Origin of the sequence: Thermogutta sp. (genome assembly GCF_014359955.1) — a bacterium.
In the GTDB taxonomy this organism is placed as follows: domain Bacteria; phylum Planctomycetota; class Planctomycetia; order Pirellulales; family Thermoguttaceae; genus Thermogutta.
Window position 1 is genome coordinate 1 of the sequence record NZ_JACIYL010000514.1, and the last position, 3,234, is coordinate 3,234.

4 protein-coding genes and 1 tRNA gene are annotated in these 3,234 nt (G+C 58.1%); 2 read left to right on the top strand and 3 right to left on the bottom strand.

What is annotated here, in order from left to right:
* Nucleotides 1-820: MFS transporter (locus H5U08_RS13745; protein WP_366494593.1), on the bottom strand; the 820-nt coding region annotated here is incomplete at its 3' end.
* A 2-nt stretch (nt 821-822) separates the two neighbouring features.
* On the opposite strand from H5U08_RS13745, the gene H5U08_RS13750 reads away from it, so the two are divergent.
* Together H5U08_RS13750 and H5U08_RS13755 are read left to right on the top strand one after the other, a co-directional pair.
* Entirely contained in the window at nt 823-1,125 is a 303-nt protein-coding gene (locus H5U08_RS13750; protein WP_297034170.1) for a hypothetical protein, read from the top strand.
* A gap of 206 nt (nt 1,126-1,331) precedes the next feature.
* Nucleotides 1,332-1,405 (top strand) — tRNA-Arg (locus H5U08_RS13755).
* A 531-nt stretch (nt 1,406-1,936) separates the two neighbouring features.
* Here H5U08_RS13755 and H5U08_RS13760 read toward each other — a convergent pair.
* Both H5U08_RS13760 and H5U08_RS13765 read right to left on the bottom strand, forming a co-directional pair.
* Entirely contained in the window at nt 1,937-2,317 is a 381-nt protein-coding gene (locus tag H5U08_RS13760; protein WP_297034173.1) for a NifB/NifX family molybdenum-iron cluster-binding protein, read from the bottom strand.
* Between the two features lie 3 nt (nt 2,318-2,320).
* Nucleotides 2,321-2,899 (bottom strand): DUF134 domain-containing protein, encoded by a 579-nt coding sequence (locus tag H5U08_RS13765; RefSeq protein ID WP_297034175.1) that lies wholly within the window; start codon nt 2,897-2,899, stop codon nt 2,321-2,323.
* Nucleotides 2,900-3,234: the final 335 nt, after the last annotated feature.

The window sequence follows — 3,234 nt, forward strand, 5'->3', positions numbered from 1 at the left end:
CTGCCTGCAGCACCCAGGCTGACCCCGACTGATCGAAAAGGGACCAGAACATGGCCACAAAGACGAAAAGGGGCACCAATCGCAGCAGTGCCTGCCGCCCTTCCGGGTCGACGAGATCGGCGAGAAATTTTCGTCCTGCCGGGGGAATATGGGCAAACTTCGATCGGCCCGCGAAAAACACCGCTGTGGCCAGCGCCATGAGCAGCCCTGGCACGGCGAAGGCCACCCCGGGCCCGGAAACTCTCAAAAGCCACGGTGTCAGGAGTGACGACGTGGCCGCCCCCAGATTGATCGCCAGGTAAAACCACGCGAACACCTCGGTCATGCGGTGGGCATTTGCCCGGCAGAACTGGTCGCCCACGTGGGCGGAAACGCAGGATTTGATCCCTCCCGAACCCAGAGCAATCAGGGCCAGCCCCAGAAACAGGCCCAGCCGGGTCTCATCCCATGCCAGCGCCACATGCCCCAAGCAGTACACGAGAGACAGCGCGATGATCGTTGGGTACTTGCCCCAGAACATGTCGGCCAGGATCGCGCCGAGGATCGGAAAGAAATAGACCCCCATGTTAAAAAGGTGAAAATAAAACTTTGCCTCTGCCTCGGTCATCGGGGCGGCATGGCCGTCGGCTGCCAGAAGGTACTGCGTCATAAACACGACGAGAATCGCTCGCATGCCATAAAAGCTGAACCGCTCGGCCGCCTCGTTGCCGATGATGTAAGGGATGCCCGGAGGAAGCGCCTCGGTTTGGATCGGGGCAGTCGGGTAGTTCGGACGGGAAAAAAGCTGTTCTCGAAAGGACGCGAGACGCTTCCTGAGCATGCGTGCCCTCCGTCAACAAAGCCGCCAGCGATGATCCGGCCATCTCCGCGAGATGTTCGCCGACGCAGAATCACCCCATTATAAATGACAGTGGGTTGGCAGAGGTGACCAAGCCGGGGCCGTTGAGCACTCTCATGGGCAGAAAAGGCGAGCAATCCGCGAATGACAGGGAAAATCCGCGGGTGGTGGAAGCGCACGAGGCCAGTGTTAATCCACCCACGACGTGCTCTCAAGCCTACCGCCGACGGCCAATACCGCCACCGACAGGGGTGGTTTTACTTTTCACGGATATGTTCGCCTGGTAGACTAAAATATCAAGTGTCGTCCGTGGGAAAGGTTGGTGTTACAACCGGCGGGAGTCGTCGGGGACCTGCCAGCCGGGATCGCCCGGTTGGGGAAAACGCTGTACAATAAGGCAGGTTCTCCGGGCCATCCTCCGGGCCCAGGCAGATTGGATTGCCGGCTGAGCCAGGGAAAACTAGCCGAAGGCAGCCACCGGACGGTTAACCGAGTCCCCGTAGCTCAATCGGATAGAGCGTCGGCCTCCGGAGCCGAAGGTTACAGGTTCGAGTCCTGTCGGGGACGCTTTTGACGCAAACTGCCGCAACCGATTGCGCCGCAAGCCGAAGCGCTTGCGGCGTTTGCATTTACGTGCCCGAAGCTTTGACCCACTTGGCACTTGCGTCGGTCCTGGAAGCCGACTCTCCGGTATTGTGGCTGCCGGTTTTCGGTGCAAATCGATGCAAATCGTCACATTTTGCGGCGAGTTTGATGGCACCATAGTGGGTACCTTTTGGATGTGGACGTGCCTTTGCCAGCACCCTAATTCGGGTGGCTTTCCATGGTTTGCACCCGACCGCCGCCAACACTGCATCGGTGGGCCCGGTGCTTGACCGTCGAATCTTCAACTGGTAGCCTAACCGGCGCTACTCGGCTCATGGCCTGAGGGTGTTTTCCGTGAGCATTCCGCTGGAACATCGTGCTTCGTTCCGGTTGTTCTCCGATCAACCGTCGGCGAGGCTCGACGATCGCGGGATCGAAACGCTGCGGGTGCGCCACTACAGCCGGCGTATCGAAGAAGCCGACGTGCATTGGACTTGCCGGAGGCACCCGTTCTCAGTGGTTACAGCCGAACTCCTCCCGAGTTTCGATGTTCCCGCCGAGATATGCCTCGACAACTTGTCTCGCTGAGCCGGTCGGCTGAATGACAATCGGTCGAACGCCCACTGCTTCCAACTCCTGGGCCGCTTTCCGACCTATCCCCCCGCACAAAACAATTTGGCAGTCACGCAGTGCATCCACAATTTGGGCGTGGTTGTGAGGCTGATCACCATGTCGCGTCCCTCTGCACTGACATCCGCCCTGGCCGTGAGGGTTATTTCGCAATTCCTGGGCAGTGATCGTTCCGTTCTCGACAGTAAAAACCACAAAACAGCCGCTTCGGCCAAAATGGGAGGAAACATCCGTTCCATTTGAAGACGCAACGGCGATCTTCATCTTTCACTCCTTATTCCCTTCCTCAACGTTGACCTTTTCTTCCTCAACGTTGACGTTTTCTTTCTCGACATTGACAGCGGTTTGAGGAAGATTGGCAGTTCCCGCCTGCCCGGAAATCCGCCTGCCGCGTAAACATCGTCCTCGACCCCGTTTGCCGAAACCACCCCGATCTTCGGGATGTCGGTGGATGTCGGCACTTCCGCACTGCGGACAACCCTGGGGTCTACCGGTGCCGAAGGGAACTTCCCATTCTTTCTTGCACTGCGAGCATACAAACCTTCTCATGGTCATGACCTCCACAATTCCACCTTCGATACGCAGGGCCTTCCCTTCGACCAGAGCCTGCGCCACCTTCTTCCGTGCGGACTCGACAATGCGAGCAAAAGTCTGCCGGGAAACATTCATTCGCTCGGCCGCCTCTTCCTGGTAAAGGCCCTCCAAGTCAGCCAACCGCAAAGCCTCCAGTTCGTCCAGCGTTAACGTGACCTCTTCAGCCGTTCCACACGGCGCGCCCACGGGCACAAACAAGTTGCATGGTGGTGCGGCAGCAATCCTCCGGCGACAGAATGGTCGGGGCATCATCTCACCTCCACATTCATTATGAGCATATGCTCACAACTACGTCAAGCCCTTGCGGCCCTGAGCTATCCTTGTTCTTTAGACACTCTCTGACAAGTGACCAGGCCAACTGAAAATCCGCCGTTCGCCGGTTCGAATCCGGCCGGTGTGTCTCCACCGTAAAGAGCGAAAATCCCCGTGATTTCCCGCGTATGTGATGGATTCCGCGGGGTTTTTAATTGCGCCACAATGTTCCGGCAGAAACACCGTACATGTCGGTTAGAAGGGAAAACAGCCTAGAGAACCTGGAGTGGACCTGACAAGCAGGTCCCTCCGAAGGCAAACGTCATTTGGAGGGG